This window comes from Lactiplantibacillus paraxiangfangensis (assembly GCF_036246185.1).
Lineage (GTDB): Bacteria > Bacillota > Bacilli > Lactobacillales > Lactobacillaceae > Lactiplantibacillus > Lactiplantibacillus paraxiangfangensis.
The window spans coordinates 1-15,058 of the sequence record NZ_BTPW01000006.1; the positions used below are offsets into that span (position 1 = coordinate 1).

At 45.4% G+C, this 15,058-nt stretch carries 15 protein-coding genes; 8 read left to right on the plus strand and 7 right to left on the minus strand.

Features of this window, described 5'->3' with window-relative positions:
* Nucleotides 1-197: 197 nt before the first annotated feature.
* Complete coding sequence (locus AAA939_RS03970) at nt 198-1,040, plus strand: fructosamine kinase family protein (protein ID WP_338230499.1); 843 nt, start codon at nt 198-200, stop codon at nt 1,038-1,040.
* Nucleotides 1,041-1,048: 8 nt separating this feature from the next.
* Here AAA939_RS03970 and AAA939_RS03975 read toward each other — a convergent pair whose 3' ends face one another.
* From AAA939_RS03975 to AAA939_RS04005, 7 genes are all read right to left on the minus strand, one after another.
* Complete coding sequence (locus AAA939_RS03975) at nt 1,049-1,672, minus strand: HAD family hydrolase (protein WP_338211283.1); 624 nt, start codon at nt 1,670-1,672, stop codon at nt 1,049-1,051.
* 72 nt (nt 1,673-1,744) lie between these two features.
* On the minus strand, nt 1,745-2,191 hold the full coding sequence (dtd, locus tag AAA939_RS03980) for a D-aminoacyl-tRNA deacylase (protein ID WP_338211284.1): 447 nt from the start codon (nt 2,189-2,191) through the stop codon (nt 1,745-1,747).
* An 11-nt stretch (nt 2,192-2,202) separates the two neighbouring features.
* The gene (locus tag AAA939_RS03985; RefSeq protein ID WP_338211286.1) at nt 2,203-4,467 is read right to left on the minus strand and encodes a RelA/SpoT family protein; all 2,265 of its coding nucleotides are present in this window, start codon (nt 4,465-4,467) and stop codon (nt 2,203-2,205) included.
* A gap of 87 nt (nt 4,468-4,554) precedes the next feature.
* The gene (locus tag AAA939_RS03990; protein WP_057707259.1) at nt 4,555-4,884 is read right to left on the minus strand and encodes a hypothetical protein; all 330 of its coding nucleotides are present in this window, start codon (nt 4,882-4,884) and stop codon (nt 4,555-4,557) included.
* 70 nt (nt 4,885-4,954) lie between these two features.
* Nucleotides 4,955-5,707 carry a 16S rRNA (uracil(1498)-N(3))-methyltransferase gene (locus AAA939_RS03995; RefSeq protein ID WP_338211289.1) on the minus strand — a complete coding sequence of 251 codons (753 nt, stop codon included), beginning with the start codon at nt 5,705-5,707 and terminating at the stop codon, nt 4,955-4,957.
* 12 nt (nt 5,708-5,719) lie between these two features.
* On the minus strand, nt 5,720-6,670 hold the full coding sequence (gene prmA, locus AAA939_RS04000) for a 50S ribosomal protein L11 methyltransferase (RefSeq protein WP_338211291.1): 951 nt from the start codon (nt 6,668-6,670) through the stop codon (nt 5,720-5,722).
* A 196-nt stretch (nt 6,671-6,866) separates the two neighbouring features.
* Nucleotides 6,867-7,151 carry a hypothetical protein gene (locus tag AAA939_RS04005; protein WP_057707262.1) on the minus strand — a complete coding sequence of 95 codons (285 nt, stop codon included), beginning with the start codon at nt 7,149-7,151 and terminating at the stop codon, nt 6,867-6,869.
* Between the two features lie 250 nt (nt 7,152-7,401).
* Here AAA939_RS04005 and AAA939_RS04010 point away from each other — a divergent pair, with 250 nt between their 5' ends.
* From AAA939_RS04010 to AAA939_RS04040, 7 genes are all read left to right on the plus strand, one after another.
* Nucleotides 7,402-7,692, plus strand: coding sequence for a hypothetical protein (locus tag AAA939_RS04010; protein WP_338211293.1), 291 nt, complete (start codon nt 7,402-7,404; stop codon nt 7,690-7,692).
* A gap of 1,183 nt (nt 7,693-8,875) precedes the next feature.
* Nucleotides 8,876-9,892 (plus strand): glycosyltransferase family 2 protein, encoded by a 1,017-nt coding sequence (locus tag AAA939_RS04015; protein WP_338211294.1) that lies wholly within the window; start codon nt 8,876-8,878, stop codon nt 9,890-9,892.
* 48 nt (nt 9,893-9,940) lie between these two features.
* On the plus strand, nt 9,941-12,277 hold the full coding sequence (locus tag AAA939_RS04020; protein ID WP_338226009.1) for an HAD-IC family P-type ATPase: 2,337 nt from the start codon (nt 9,941-9,943) through the stop codon (nt 12,275-12,277).
* A 238-nt stretch (nt 12,278-12,515) separates the two neighbouring features.
* Complete coding sequence (locus AAA939_RS04025; protein WP_338211297.1) at nt 12,516-13,283, plus strand: toxin Cry1Ac domain D-VI-related protein; 768 nt, start codon at nt 12,516-12,518, stop codon at nt 13,281-13,283.
* A 94-nt stretch (nt 13,284-13,377) separates the two neighbouring features.
* Complete coding sequence (locus AAA939_RS04030; protein ID WP_338211298.1) at nt 13,378-13,839, plus strand: hypothetical protein; 462 nt, start codon at nt 13,378-13,380, stop codon at nt 13,837-13,839.
* Nucleotides 13,840-14,068: 229 nt separating this feature from the next.
* Entirely contained in the window at nt 14,069-14,275 is a 207-nt protein-coding gene (locus AAA939_RS04035) for a hypothetical protein (protein WP_338211300.1), read from the plus strand.
* 484 nt (nt 14,276-14,759) lie between these two features.
* Entirely contained in the window at nt 14,760-14,996 is a 237-nt protein-coding gene (locus AAA939_RS04040; protein WP_338211302.1) for a hypothetical protein, read from the plus strand.
* Nucleotides 14,997-15,058: the final 62 nt, after the last annotated feature.

Sequence of the window (15,058 nt, forward strand, 5' to 3'; positions counted from 1 at the left end):
AAATTGGTCGCGTTTTTACACACGAATTCGGATTGAATTTACAATTCAGAACAAAAAAAGGAAACCAATTCGAAAATGAATTGGTTTCCTCATAAAGTTCCTCATCAACAGCCGTTGACAAAGAGCCGAAATTTATAACACTTCTATTCGCAACACTCGGTTTTCGTGTTACAACAATCTAAAAGGGGTTATTTGAAATGTCATTATCAAAAGCTTGGTTAGCACAATTACCATTAACCAATATTAAAACGGTCACGCCCGTCAGCGGTGGCGACATTAACGCCGCTTACGCCGTTCAAACGGATCAGACTCGTTACTTTCTTAAGGTCCAGCCCCAGCGTGGCGCAGCCTTCTTCAGTCACGAAGTTGCGGGCTTAATCAAGCTGGGGGCCGTCGTAACCACCCCTAAGGTGATTGCCACTGGGACCATCAACGGTGACGGTTACCTCCTACTTAGCTGGCTAACGAGTGGTCACGGTAGTCAATTTGGATTGGGACAGGCCGTGGCACGGGTGCATCAACAACACGCCCCCCGCTTCGGCTTGGACCACGATTTTACAATCGGTAAGATTCCAAAATATAATCAGTGGCAAACAAATTGGGCGACTTTTTATACGCAGCAACGGCTTGATGTATTAGTCAAGTTGGCGCAAAAACAAGGTTTATGGTCAACTGTCCGTGACGACCACTATCAACGGCTCCGGCAACAGCTGCTAGTAGAAAAACACATGCAAACCGTACAACCAAGTTTATTGCATGGTGATTTGTGGTCGGGTAACTATCTATTTACGGCCACTGGTACCCCGGCCTTAATTGACCCCGACATCTTTTACGGTGACCGGGAAATGGACCTTGCGATGACGACGATCTTTGGGGGCTTTGACGACGAATTTTATGCCGGTTACCAACAAATTTACCCGTTTGCACCCGGATTTGAGGAACGACTGCCACAGTATCAGCTTTACTATTTATTGGCGCACCTCAATTTGTTTGGTGAAACATACGGTCCCGCCGTCGACCGAATTTTACAGCGCTATTAACCGGAAACTTATTTCACGTATGGTAATAGGGCCGTTAAGCTAACAACTTGGACTTCTGGCTGACTAGTCACGTCAATCAAGTGATCCAAGTCAAACAAGTAACCCGCGATACCAGCATTATGGCCCGCTTCAATGTCCAAGTTACGGTCACCGACCATCACGGCTGCTTTACGGTCAACGTGATGTTTATCAAGTAAATAGTTTAACGCCGCTGGGTCTGGTTTTCGTGGGAAGGGTTGCGCCGCCGTTACCGCATCGGTGAAGTACGTCGCTAATCCCGCTCGTTGTAAGTATCGCTGCGCACTCTGGTCACGGTGCGTCATTAAATAATTATGACCGCCCACTTCTTGGACCCGTTGCAACACCGCCTTAGCACCCTCAAACGAGGCCGGGGCTACTTGAAGCATTGGTTCATACTTTTGATAACCGGCCTTGAGCACAGCTTTGTCCCAGCCAAACCGGGTTGCAATCTCAGCTTGTGCGTATCCCAACGAGTGCTGTCGCATCATCGTATAGACTTCCTGCCGATCGACCGTCCCACCCAGATTAGTGACGGCTCGCTGAAAACCAGCGACCATCGCTGGATACGTGTCCAACAGTGTCCCGTCTAAGTCCCATAAGAATTCTCGCATTTCAATTGCCTCCAAATTTAATTGTCATAACCAAAAAGCTGAAAACTCAATTGCGAGCTTTCAGCTTTTGACTTACTTTTGTTCTGTATCGTACACGATTGTCACCGGTCCATCGTTAACCAATTGAACCTGCATATCGGCCCCGAACTCACCCGTCGCAACCGACACACCGTTTTCAGCTAATTGCTGATTAAATGTATTGTACAACTGACTAGCCACGTGCGGATCACCCGCATCCGTAAAACTAGGTCGGTTGCCATGCCGCGTATCGGCGTAGAGCGTAAATTGTGAAATCGATAAAATTGCACCACCGACTTGCTGGACGTTCAAATTCATTTTGCCGGCCTCATCACTAAAGACCCGCAAATTGATAATCTTGTGTACCAAATAATCAATCTCAGCCTGACCATCACCATCTTTAAAACCGACTAACAATACCAAGCCGTGGTCAATCTGACCCCGAACTTGGCCGTCAATGGTGACCGTGGCCTGCTGACTACGTTGTACTATGACGCGCATTGTCAGTCCTCCTAAGATAGTTTCCGTTCAACGACGTAGAGGTCTTGAACGTTCTTCAAGCTATCAATAATCCGTTGTAAATGGTCCAAGTTACGAACCCCCAAAGAAACACTGATAATCACCATCTTGTTATGGTCAACTTTTCCGTTAACGTTGGTCAAAAACTTCGTATTGTTATTGATGACTTTTAAGACGTCATTTAACATCCCGTTCCGGTTATAACCCTGAATCTCTAGATCAGAATTATAGTTCGTGCGGTCGCCCTCAACGTCTTCCCATTGCACATCGATGAGCCGTTCGCCTTGCGCTTCAGCACTTCGAACGTTCGGACATTCAACCCGGTGGACGGAGACACCCCGGCCCTTAGTGATGTACCCAACGATCTCATCACCCGGAATCGGTGAACAACAATGACTCAAGCGAACCAACAAATTATCGACGCCTTGAATAATAACCCCACCAGAGGACGAAACTTTTTGGCGTTTCTTATCCTTTTTATCATGATCTTCTGATTTTTCTTTGGTTTTCTTCTTTGGCGACTGTTCGGTCGGTTCAGCTAAAATTGCTTCTTCACGTTCACGTTGCCGATCAGCTTCACGTTGCTTGCGAACGTCACTCGTTAGCCGATTAGCTATCCCAACCGGCTGTATGTCACCAAAACCCAACGCAGCGAATAAGTCATCTTCGCCGGCATAGTGCATCTTCTTAGCAACGGCATCGAGTTTATCCTTAGTCATAATCGTCTTAGGATTAAATTCAAATTCACGTAACTGCTTTTCTAGTAATTCGTGTCCAGTGACAATGTTTTCTTCCCGATCAGCATTCCGGAAAAACTGTTTGATCTTATTACGTGCACGGCGGGTATAAACAAGTTTTTGCCAGTCACGGCTTGGTCCCGTCGAACTCGTTGACGTCAAAATGTCGACAATGTCCCCATTTTTGATCTGGTAATCCAACGGCACGATTTTCCCGTTGACCTTGGCACCCGTCGTATGGTTACCTACTTCGGTATGGATGGAGTAAGCCATATCCAGTGGGCCGGCACCCTTTGGCAATTCGGTCACGTCACCCTTAGGGGTAAACGCGTAGACCCGGTCACTAAAGAGGTCGCCCTTAACGCCTTCCATAAAGTCCGCGGCGTCTTTACTTTCGTCTTGTAGTTCAATAATCTCTTTGACTAAGTTTAGCTTATTGCCAGACTGGGTGGCTTGAACTTCATCCCGCTTACCTTCTTTGTAAGCCCAGTGCGCAGCAACCCCATATTCAGCGACCCGGTGCATTTCAAACGTCCGAATCTGAATCTCCAGGGGCTTACCCTCGGGACCCACAACGGTCGTGTGTAGGGACTGATACATATTGGCCTTAGGCATCGCAATGTAGTCTTTAAACCGACCAGGCATTGGTTTCCACTGGGTATGGATGGCACCCAAAACGGCGTAACAATCCTTAATGGAATCAACCACGACCCGAATTGCTAACAAGTCGTACATTTGACTGAACTGCTTATGCTTGTCCCGCATCTTCTTATAAATCGAATAAATATGCTTCGGTCGGCCATAAATTTCCGCATCCGGTAATTCTAAATCCGTCAAAGCTTCTTTAATATCTTGAATTGCGATTTCGATGTACTTTTCACGGTCTTCACGCCGCGAGTTCATCAAGTGAACGATCCGGTAATACTGTTGTGGATTTAAATACCGCAACGAAATATCTTCCAGTTCCCACTTAATCGTACTGATCCCTAAACGATCAGCAATTGGGGCGTAAATTTCCAACGTTTCATTTGCAATTCGGCGCTGCTTATCCGGGCGCAAATGCTGAAGTGTCCGCATATTATGCAACCGGTCCGCTAGTTTAACGATCATGACCCGAATATCTTTGGACATCGCTAGCAACAGTTTCCGGTGGTTCTCAGCTAACTGTTCCTTATTGGATTTATACCGAATCTTACCCAGTTTCGTCACGCCATCCACGATGACCGCGACGTCTTTACCGAATAATTCTTCGACATCTCCGAGCGTCACACCGGTATCTTCAACGACATCGTGTAAAAAACCAGACGCAACGGTTTCCGGATCCATTTTTAACTCGGCTAAGATTCCTGCGACCTGAATCGGATGCATAATATAAGGTTCACTGGACTGACGGTACTGGTCACGGTGAACGTAGGTTGCAAAATCGCACGCCCGCTTTACGAGCGCCACGTGATCTTCATTCATATAATCTTGAACCATATTAAGGACGTCTTGAGCCGTCCAAGTAGGTTGTTTTGGCATTCATATCACCACGACTTCCACAGAATTATAATTGCATAAAAGGCACGTCAGTTATTCACCCAACGTGCCTTAGTGACCGGTTTTACACTAATCTTCGCGAGGTGCGGTCAACCCGTATGCTAAGTAAGAGATGCCTAGATCGACTAATGCCAAATAATAGACATAGGTTGGGAAAAATAGGTACAACCCGACAAAACAGAAGACTGGAAATAACCATACTAGCCATCCCGTCCGTACGGATTTACGAATCAACCAACCAACGACTGCCGCTAAGACGAAGTCCATCACGAATAACAGCCACACGATCTGATGAAAGCGACTGACACCCACAAGCTTCAATCCCCACGGTAATACCACCCCAACGACAAACGCAATGAGCCAATACTGACCACTGTATTTAAGAAACTTCTCCGTCAAACTTACTCCCTCACTTACGCTTAATTGCTAAATGACTATGATTATTTATTGTACACCACCAGCCATTAAATTACACTAGTTCGCACCAAAAAGAAACGCTACTTAACAAGTAAAGCGGCGCGGTTTCAGCCCGCATAATCCGTGGTCCCAAACCGACTGCCGTCACACCAGCAGCCTGTAATTGACCGACTTCATCCGGCGTCAAACCGCCTTCCGGACCAAAGATTGCCAATAAGCGTTGTGGTGGCGTCATTTGTTTTAACGTTTGAACTAACTGACTACTTTCACCCTGCTTGGCCGATTCTTCCCAAGCAACGACGCCAGCATCGTACGAGACGTTAGTGAGCAACTGTGCGAGGTTAGCTTCGTAACTGACCGTTGGAATCATCGTGCGGTGCGACTGTTCCGCCGCACCCTGAGCGATTTTCGCTAGCCGGGCTAGTTTGCGTTCACGTTTGTTGGCGGCCCACTTTGCAACCGCCCACTGACTGTCAAAGAAGACGAAAGCACTCGCACCCAGCTCAGTTCCACGCTGAACGATCTGTTCTGGCTTATCACCTTTGGATAAGCCGCACGCGATCGTGACTGGCAAGGGTAATTCAACTTGGGGTTGCTGAACACTGACGACCTGCGCCGTCGCGTCACGGCCATCCGTCGCAACCAATTTGGCCACTAAGACGGCATGTTCAACCGTCACAAATTCGGCGGCATCCCCGGGCTGAGCGCGCATCACTTTGACCCAGTGTTTGACGCTATCTGTCGGCACGGCAAACGTCTGTCCAACGGTCGTTGTCACGGATTCATTTAAAAAGTATCGTTGCATTGTAATCCCTCGCTAATCTTCATCAGTCGGCAAGTACGCCACAATACTGTGCCAATCACCCATTTGGGTATGCTGGGTAATTTTAAACCCAGCTGCTAAAATGGTGTCCATGACCGTCTGGAACTTATCATCAATAATCCCCGACGTAATGAAGTAGCCACCACGCTTTAAGTTAGCCTTGGCTTGCGGAACGAGCGGAATGATAATTTCTGCTAAGATATTCGCCACAATAATGTCAGCTTGGGTATGAATCCCCTTTAATAAGTCGTTTGCCGCGACTTTTATGTCCTTAGCAACGGGGTTCAAGTCTAAGTTGGCCTGTGCGGAACGGACGGCCACGTCATCCAAATCGTAAGCCTCCACGTCACCGACGCCCATTGCTTTGGCCGCAATGCTTAAAACGCCCGAGCCGGTCCCCACGTCAATCAGATGTTCACCACCGTTGATAACCGTCTCCAATCCTTGGAGTGATAGCTTAGTGGTCGGGTGTGTCCCCGTCCCAAAGGCCATCCCGGGATCTAGCTTGATGACTTCTTCACCAGGTTGCGTTGCCGTGTAGCTTTCCCAGCTAGGAACGATCGTTAAATACCGCGTGACCCGCACTGGATGGTAATACTTTTTCCAAGCCGTTGCCCAGTTTTCATCAGAAATGGCTGCCATACTGACCGTCCCTGGCTCTGGGTCCAAGCCGTACTCAGCTAACTTAGCAACCCGTTGCTTGATGGTTGGCAAGATTTCCGGAACAAAGACTGTCTCTGGGAAATACGCTGAGATTTCGGCACCACTCGTAATGTGTGGAATCGTGTCTAAATCGATGATTTCACCGTAGCGGTCGGGCTTCAAGTTTTGATAATCTAAAGCATCGTCGATTTTGACACCACTGGCACCAGCCTCCATTAAGATGTTAGAAACAGCTTCCACAGCCGCATTCGAGGTACTAACTGTAACTTCAGTCCACTTCATTTAAATTCCTCCATTAAATACTGATTAACGATTCCATTCGCGCACCCGCATCTAATACAACGGATGCGCCGCATGCTTAGCCATTATATAATAAGCGTCGTTAGCATTTCAATTCAAACCAGACGCGGGCCAAACTAAACAAAAAGCCGACCCAATCTTCAGATCAGGTCAGCTTCCTAGACGCTTATTGAAAAGCCTATTCAAGCGTCCGTTTTGTTAAATGTTTATTTAAATACTTGACCATATCCGCTTCGTGCTTAAAAATTCGTGGGTGTTTCTGCTTATGCAATCGCACCGCAATCTCATTGATTTTGACGCGACCTGTCCAAGTATGACTATACTTCACGACCACGCGATTATTTCGATGGTCTTTACCGAATTTCAACACGTAAACGCTGTCTGGCACCATCAGCGGTCGGATATATGTTTTGTCGTATTCATAATGCTGCGATCGCAGAAACTGTTTCGTGCGTTTTAACATGTCGGTGATCTCTCCTTCACAACGTGAAATTGATTGAATAATAAATTAATTCTTTTCGAACGTTTTATTGATATCTGAATGATATTATAACAGATTTTAAACGACTATTGTACCAATTTGCCACCGGTTTCGCAACAAACCATTATTAATTCTTGAATATTTGCTAAAAAGACACCGGCTTAAGCGATGGTTGCTAGATGTATGGTAAAATAACGACAACGTATTAGGTTAATACTCAGGGGGAAACAACATGGTTTTAATTGAAAAGATTTACCGCCACGGTCACGAAGAATTGACCAGTGTCGACCAAATTGAAAAGTTTCAAACCGACGACGGTTACGTGACATCTAACCGCGTCTTAGCGCGCGAAATTGGCGCTGATCGTGAAAACTGTTTTTACAAAAACGAAGAAGGCAAGCGTAAAAAAGTGCTTGCCAAAAAAGATGACGCGGGCGTCTGGCACTTACAGACAGTTGGGACTAGTGACCCCACTACCGACGGCTTACTCAAATTACCACACATGGAAAATGTGTGGGGCTAACGCCACTAAATCGCTTTGCAGCCGGATTACTTCTAATCCGGCTATTTTTATTTTCAGAAGTATTTTGCTGGCCTGTTTAGTAGACCAATGCGTTTCCTTAGCCTTTTTGTGCCATAATGAACCACAGGGGGCTTTAAATTGCTAAACTATATTACAGAAGCACTAGATCATAAACTAGGCGTCACACTCCACCTATCAACGGGCCAATCATTGGACGTTCGCACAGTTAAATCCACAAGTTCCACTACGATTGAATGCGAATCATCTAGTAGTTCTTCCTTATACTTGGTCCGACTAGACGCCATTATTTTTGTTGAAACTAATCGAATTATCTAAAAGTTAAGTAATTGGATCACTTAACCATCTAAAGATTGAAAGTGCTAAAACCAGGTCAAGCGTTGCCATGGCACCGCTTATCGTTAGAAGTCCAGCATTTTTTCGGCGCTTCGCCGGCAGAATCAGTGGGCCATGGGGTCGGCTACAGACAAAGAACGGTCTTCCGCCTCGCTTGAAAGTCTCAAAAGACGAGTCTTCCAAGTCGCCCCGCACTGTAACCTGGCAAAAAACGCCAGCAAACAGTGCCGACACGGCCCGCTGGTTCTGCCGGCTACGTTAAGATTGTTTTAAAAACAAGATAGCACCCTCAATATGGTTGAAAGTTGCTATGATAAAATGTTGCTTCAATCGGACGCTCGGAGGTTGCCACTGATGGCATCGGTCGTGCTGGTGGTGTTGACGCGGCGTTTCTTTTGCCGGGCTTACACCACGGACGGTCCGGGACAATTGTGTTTTTTGCAATTGTTCCGGGCGAGGGGCAAGACCGCTCCTCAGGCTTGACCCGGTCCCACGACCGCATGTCATCAGTGGCAACCGGAATAGCTTACAAGTAGCTAATTTTTACTGGTCTAGATACTGATACAACAGGACTTAATCCTAAAATTTAACTTTCAACTTTTAGTTGATCATCACAAAACGATGATGGGCCCGAGGGACGTTGCCTCAGCTCATCATTTTTTTGTCTCTATTTTATCCACTTTACCTTTATAATCTTATGATTCGAAAGTATTTATCATTGTTTAATGCTATTCATACGTAATTTCATATATAATGAAAAAGGCGTCCTTACGCATATATTAACTTAACAAACGATTTTTTATTATTGAACACAGAGAGGAAATTAGCTATGAAGTACCTAACGTTTGCCATTCCGAGCTACAATTCTGAGGATTATCTTCAACGCTGCGTTGACTCATTACTCAAGGGTGGCGACGGGGTCGAAATTTTAATTATTGACGATGGGTCAACGGATCAAACTCCCGCCATCGCCGACGATTACGCGGCCAAATACCCCAACATCGTCAAAGCGATTCATCAAAAAAATGCCGGCCACGGTGGTGCCGTTAATAACGGGTTAGCTCACGCAACCGGGAAATACTTTAAGGTGGTCGATTCTGATGATTGGCTGGACGAAAAAGCTCTGCAGTCGGTCCTCGCCCACATTAAAGATTGGGATAAATATGGCCAAAACGTCGACATGTTGGTCTGCAATTACGTTTACGAAAATTATTATCAACATAAGAGTTTTGTCGTTAACTACCGACACGTCTTCCCCAATGACCAAATTTGCGGGTGGGACGACACGAAGCGCTTCGGTGTCACCCAATACTTAATCATGCACTCACTGATCTTTAAAACCGCAATTTTACGGCGGAGTGGGGTTAAATTACCTGAACATACCTTCTACGTTGACAACCTTTTTGCCGATCAGCCGTTACCGCTGGTCCATAAGATTTGCTACTTAGATTTAGACTTATACCGCTACTTTATCGGTCGTGCCGATCAATCAATTAACGAAGACGTTATGATTAGCCGGATCGACCAACAAATTCGCGTGACTAAGTTAGTTGCGGATTGTACCCAACATAACGACAATCCGTCATCGAAGTTACGGACGTACCTCGACCGGAGCGTTTCGGTCATGTTAGCCGTCTCATCCGTTCACCTGCTTCTGATGGGGACGGACGAAGCCCTCGCCAAACGGCACGCCATGTGGCAATACGTTAAAAAAGTCGACAAACAGCTTTACTGGCGTTTACGACTACACTCAGTCAGCGCTTGGACCTACCTGCCAACCAGACTGGGGCGTTTTCTGACTGTCACGGGCTACCGGGCCTCACGTTTACTGGTCAAATTCCAATAAGCTGAGCGGCTAATCGGACTTAACTCGGAGGTGTCAAATACATTGGAAGTGAATTCTCAGCGGCCAATCACGGGCTTAACCACGGCCGAGGTCCAGACACGGATCGATCGTGGTCAGATCAACCGGTACAATAGTCCGGAAACCCCGACGACCGCTGCAATTATTAAACGGAGCCTATTTAGCTGGATCAACTTTTTTTACTTGATCGTCGCCATTGGTTTAATCGGTGTTCACGCCTACACTAACCTACTCTACTTAGTCATCATCAGCATTAACTTGGTTATCAATATTCATCAAGAACTTCACGCTAAAAAGTTGATTGACGATTTATCGATTCTTTCAAATAAGACCACAGTCGTTTTACGCGACGCTAAGTTCAGTGACATTCAATTCACGGACGTGGTTTTAGATGACGTCATTCAGCTCACTGCCGGCAATCAAATTATTGCGGACGCAACGGTCCTATCCGGTGCCGTCGAAGTCAATGAGTCCCTACTAACGGGTGAAGCTGATCCCATCGTCAAGCATCCCGGGGATGACCTATTATCAGGGAGCTTCGTCGTTAGCGGCAAAGCCCTCACCCAGGCCACTAAAGTTGGTAAGGACAGCTTTGCAGCCGGCATTTCAATCGCCGCTCAAAAAAGTGACGGGGTCGCTTCAGAGATTATGCGCACTATGCGTAAAATCATCCGTCTTACGAGCTACCTGGTCTTTCCAATTGGGATTCTGCTGATTCTCGAAGCCTTGTTTCTACGCGACCAAACTACGACCTATACGGTGGTTAGTACCGCAACCGCCCTATTAGGGATTCTGCCGATGGGGATGGAACTGCTGATCAGTGTCTCGTTTATTTCTGGTCAGGTCTTATTGTCCCAACGCAAAGTCTTAGTTCAAAACTTGTATTCGTTAGAAAATCTTGCGCGTACTGACATTGTTTGTTTGGACAAGACTGGAACAATCACTGAGGGTAAAATCTCCGTTCAATCGATGACCACCGTTGACTCAGAGCCGCTACCCTTTGAGCTAAAAACGGGGATCCGGGCCTTTTTAAACGCGACGGAAGACAACAACGCAACCTTTACGGCCCTACAAAACTATTTTGGACACGCTGCGGACGCTCAATTGGTCGTAACAGCAACCACCCCGTTCTCATCCGAACGTAAATGGAGCTCAGTGACTTTTGATGGGCAAGAAACGTTGATCTTTGGTGCCCCCGAAGTCTTAGTGGCGCACCACTTAGAGCAACTCCCCGCTGCTGTGGCTGATGCCGAGCAAGCGGGTAAACGGGTCCTATGTATCGCGTACAGCACGAAAACGCCGGCTAATAACCAGTTACCGGCTAATCAAATCGTGGCGGCCGTCATCCTTGAAGACGTGATTCGGCAAGACGTGGCGAACACCTTCGCCTACTTTGACCGTGAAAACATTGCGGTTAAAATCATTTCGGGTGACAACCCGATTGCGGTGTCCCAAATTGCCAAGCAGGCCGGCATTCAGCAATATCAAGACTACGTCGACATGTCACAGATTACGACCCAGTCGGAACTTGAAGCCGTCGCTACTCAGTACGCGATTTTTGGTCGGGCGACCCCGGCTCAGAAAAAGCAACTGATTCAAGCCATGCAGTCGCAAGGTCATAAGGTGACAATGGTCGGGGACGGGGTCAACGACGTTTTGGCCCTAAAGGAAGCCGCTGGTAGTATCGCGATGAACAGCGGCAGTTCCGCGGCCAAACACGTGGCCCAAGTCGTCCTACTCGACTCGAATTTCAAAGTGTTACCACACATCATTAAGGAAGGTCGCCGCGTGATCAATAACTTGACCCGGGTCGGCAGTATCTTCTTTGTGAAATGTTTATACTCAATTGCGTTGTCAATTTTCTGTTTGCTGATTAACATGCCGTTTCCATTTTTACCGATTCAGATTTCGATGATCGACGCCCTAGTCGAAGGCTACCCAACGTTCTTCCTTCAATTTGAAGTCAATAATCAGAAACTCGGTAACCGGTCCATCATGTGGGCCTTAAAGCGGGCCATTAACTTCGCCATTATGATTACCGTTGGCATCATCGTGACCTATGGCGTCGCTCAGTGGCAAGGCATTGGCACTGGTCAAATGACTAGTCTGATGTTCTTCTACACGGGCTGGGTCACGCTGTACGCGTTAGCCAAGGCCTGTTACCCATTCAACGCCTTTCGCACCTTGCTGCTAGGGTCATCCGTAATCGCGTTTTTCGGTGGTTCACTGCTCCTGCAAAACATCATCAGTCTCCAATTGACGTCGCTTCCGAACTTCTTTTGGACCATGGGCGTCACCTTCCTTGCTAGTCAGATTTTCTACTGGCTACTCCGCGGGCTCAAGCCGCTGTTACCATGGACGAAATAAATCATCTTAAAAACCCATTCAGGCGCCCTGCTTGAATGGGTTTTTGATATAATTATAAAGTTACATTTATAATTTATTTTATTGGAGGAGTATCATGAAAAAACGGTTTTTAGCAATTTTACTATTAGAAGTATATTAAGATAGTTAACCAGATAGGAAGTCACTAAAAGCTATAAGTTAGATTTACTTTTTGGGGAAGGTACTTGTATTGGGAAATCAAATTTTTGGAGGATCTTTTATGAAAAAAGTAGTCGCAGGGACTGCTCTTGTAGCATCATTATTGTTATTTTCAAGCTGTGGACAGTCAAATAAACAGGCTCAGCAACATAAAGAAAGCATTGCATCATCAAAAAAAGCAGTCTCAATATCAAAAGCTAAATCATCTAGTAAAAAAGCTAGCAGTGATCTAGCTGAGGCACAATTTGAAGTAGACGAATTATTTGATGAAGACACCGACCACACCAAGCTTTTCTCTGAGTTCGTATCAGTGGACGAGGTAGAAAGTGTCAAGGAAACCGTTGACGACTTGCCTCAATCAAAAGGCCATACTAGCCTGGAAAAACTGATTTCTAAAGCTAAGTCACTCGCTAAAGCACAAAATCCAACCGTTACCAATCCTGAAACAAAAGCTGAAGAGTCATCATTAGCAAAATACCGTAGTGAGTCAACTAAAAAGGAACTGGCAAGTATTTCAAATAGTGACAATAACAAACACAAAACCTCAAATAATTCGGACAATTATGCAAAAAAAATTATGGATTTAGGCGTTCCTACACATGCGACTGGCGTTTCATACTCCGGCCACACAGTTACTTGGACCGGTTTCGATGCTTGGAAGGACTATACGCACCCAGAACTTGAAAAACTAATCGCATTTCTAGAAACAATTACCTATCAACAATCGCCAAAATACAATCAAAAGTCACCTACACTAGTTGTAAAATTGTCTGATGGTTCTCAGATTGCACACGAAAATCCTGGACAAAATCTTATTTGGGATAACTAAATAACCTTAAAAACCCATTCAGGCGCCCTGCTTGAATGGGTTTTTGATATAATTATAAAGTTACATTTATAACTTATTTTATTGGAGGAGTATCATGCGCAAACATTTTTTAGCAATTTTACTATTAGTTGCGACGTTAGGGTTAACCTTGTCCGTGGGAACGACAACGGCTAGCGCTAAGCGTCACCACTACACGACCGTGCCAACTTCATTGCGGGGACATTGGTATCACTATAATAGTCGTCGGCATAAGTATGACCAGGTTAAGGCAACCAAGTACCACTTTTATACTAAGAGTGCGACGAGTTCCCACTGGTACAAGGTATCAGGCAAGAAGTTCCCACGGTACGCTTACGGTCATTCTGAACTAGGTGTCAAAAAGTATCACGGAAATTACATCGTGGGCAAGTACGCCACGGATGGCGGTCCCCTTTGGAAAAAGGTGACGCGTCACCACCACGCTTCTTTACGGGCAAGCCGGCCCGCAACCATGGAAGATGAAGGTGCCCCAACGAAGTACTACTTCAAGACTAAGGCACTGGCTAAGCGATTCTAAAACCACTCTGGTGAAGATCATTATTTAAAGCAAAAACAGTCTACTAGTTATCGGTAGACTGTTTTTCTAGTTTTAATTATATTTTTTCGACCCGAAATACATCTCTAAACATTATAATAGTTATATAAGAACAACAGAACTATTGTTTCTTGTCACGGACTAATCATGTCAAATGAAAGGAAAACTAGTAAGGGGCCGTTCTACATAAAAAATATAAAGGGGCTTAAATATGGCTGAATACACTGAAGCAAAAAAACGCGCCAATAAAAAATGGGATACAAAAAACAAAGAGCGCACGCAGTATATTAATTGGCGTTCCGTAGCCCGTAACTTCATTAAAAAAATGGCTACAGCAGATGACTTGGCCGAACTAACTGACCTAATTGCTGAAAGATCAAAATCACTGCCTTTAAACACTGAAGACACTTCAAAATGATCAAAACTAAATAATCCCTCACTATCCTTATGACTAGTGAGGGATTATTTTGCACCTTAAAGCCAAAATCAGCTGTTCTTTAAAGCCTGCCACCGAAAGAGACACTCATATACTACTTACTGATGATGACTCTGATATACCAAATTATCAGATATCCGCTCTAACCGTAAGCCGATACTGTCAGGTTCATACTCCGGTCCAGGCGCATGTTCCAAGTAAGCATCATCATAAACCCTTTCAAAGGGATACCAAGTAGATCTCGCATTATCATGCGTACAACTCAGCTTAATTAACTTGTCTACACGTAATACATCAAATCCAGAAAATGGCTATCTGTTGTACTAGTGAGTCCCTAGATTGCTTGATTATGTTAGCTAAAATACTTTTTCAGGTATTAATGATAGTGCTAACTTTTTTCACGACAAGCTTTCATCACTACCACATCCGTTCTTTATGCGATAATCAACTTAAGGAGGTGATACTTGTGAACCAGTTAACCGCTAATGATATTAATAATGCATTTAGCTCTGCATTGGAAAAAACAGCTAAAGATTCAAATCTTCAAAGTAAATTCGCTGAACACATTGCAAAAGCAACTTCCCATAGTTCCTCATTTAACGACGATCAGATTCAGGAAATCACGGAGATTGCTCTCGTTGTTTCTGCAACTCAAACCCGACTTGTTAAAGAAGCACTTAAAGAGATCCTTTTAAATCACTGAGATAATTTTTGAAATTTCAGAAGTATCTGCATTTAAAATTTTCTTACTTTCACGCCCAAGGC

Coding starts and splice junctions, on each gene's coding strand:
- AAA939_RS03970 (WP_338230499.1), top strand. CDS start 198: ATGTCATTATCAAAAGCTTGGTTAGCACAATTACCATTAACCAATATT.
- AAA939_RS03975 (WP_338211283.1), bottom strand. CDS start 1,672: ATGCGAGAATTCTTATGGGACTTAGACGGGACACTGTTGGACACGTAT.
- dtd (WP_338211284.1), bottom strand. CDS start 2,191: ATGCGCGTCATAGTACAACGTAGTCAGCAGGCCACGGTCACCATTGAC.
- AAA939_RS03985 (WP_338211286.1), bottom strand. CDS start 4,467: ATGCCAAAACAACCTACTTGGACGGCTCAAGACGTCCTTAATATGGTT.
- AAA939_RS03995 (WP_338211289.1), bottom strand. CDS start 5,707: ATGCAACGATACTTTTTAAATGAATCCGTGACAACGACCGTTGGACAG.
- prmA (WP_338211291.1), bottom strand. CDS start 6,670: ATGAAGTGGACTGAAGTTACAGTTAGTACCTCGAATGCGGCTGTGGAA.
- AAA939_RS04005 (WP_057707262.1), bottom strand. CDS start 7,151: ATGTTAAAACGCACGAAACAGTTTCTGCGATCGCAGCATTATGAATAC.
- AAA939_RS04010 (WP_338211293.1), top strand. CDS start 7,402: ATGGTTTTAATTGAAAAGATTTACCGCCACGGTCACGAAGAATTGACC.
- AAA939_RS04015 (WP_338211294.1), top strand. CDS start 8,876: ATGAAGTACCTAACGTTTGCCATTCCGAGCTACAATTCTGAGGATTAT.
- AAA939_RS04025 (WP_338211297.1), top strand. CDS start 12,516: ATGAAAAAAGTAGTCGCAGGGACTGCTCTTGTAGCATCATTATTGTTA.
- AAA939_RS04030 (WP_338211298.1), top strand. CDS start 13,378: ATGCGCAAACATTTTTTAGCAATTTTACTATTAGTTGCGACGTTAGGG.
- AAA939_RS04035 (WP_338211300.1), top strand. CDS start 14,069: ATGGCTGAATACACTGAAGCAAAAAAACGCGCCAATAAAAAATGGGAT.